At 40.3% G+C, this 546-nt stretch carries 1 protein-coding gene; it reads right to left on the bottom strand.

All coding sequences use genetic code 11. The features are described from left to right. Window positions 1–41 precede the first annotated feature (41 nt). A partial coding sequence (locus BAZO_RS11425) for a formate/nitrite transporter family protein (RefSeq protein WP_003331679.1) occupies window positions 42–546 on the bottom strand: 505 nt, incomplete at its 5' end.

Raw genomic sequence — 546 nt, 5'->3', positions numbered from 1 at the left:
ACACGACGCTCTTCCGATCTACTGACAAATTACTCTGTCAGCTAGAAATTGTCCGCTGGAATGACAAAGGCATTAGCTATACTATGCTGAAAACCAATCGCAACGAAAGCCATAACCGGAAACCAAACTGCTAATACTTTTCCAGCAGCATTTTTAGCCCCATAACACATCCACATTGCCAGACCAACAAACCAATTACATCCGATTCCTGAGAGAAATTCTTGGGACCAACTAGCATTTATTTTCGATTGTGCTAAACTAAGAAGCTCCGTTTTGTAAGCTCCAATACCTGTCAATCCGACAAGATGTCCAAAAACAAAAGCGACAAAAATAGCACCAAGGACATTAAATACAGTAATGATTAACCAATTTTTTAGTAATTCACTCAAAGTCACTTTTTTAGCAAAAAATGAAGTCGAAACAGCGGTCATGTTTGAAGTAATCAGCTCGCCACCACCCAATAAGATACCGATTAGCCCAATTGGAAAAACACTCGCTCCAATCAAACTTGCGAGTCTTCCTTGTTCGTCAGCTACCGAAGGAAGA

This window comes from Schinkia azotoformans LMG 9581 (genome assembly GCF_000307855.1).
Lineage (GTDB): Bacteria > Bacillota > Bacilli > Bacillales > Bacillaceae_J > Schinkia > Schinkia azotoformans.
The sequence above is the reverse complement of the archived record's forward strand: the minus strand, read 5'-3'. Positions and strand labels throughout refer to the sequence as shown.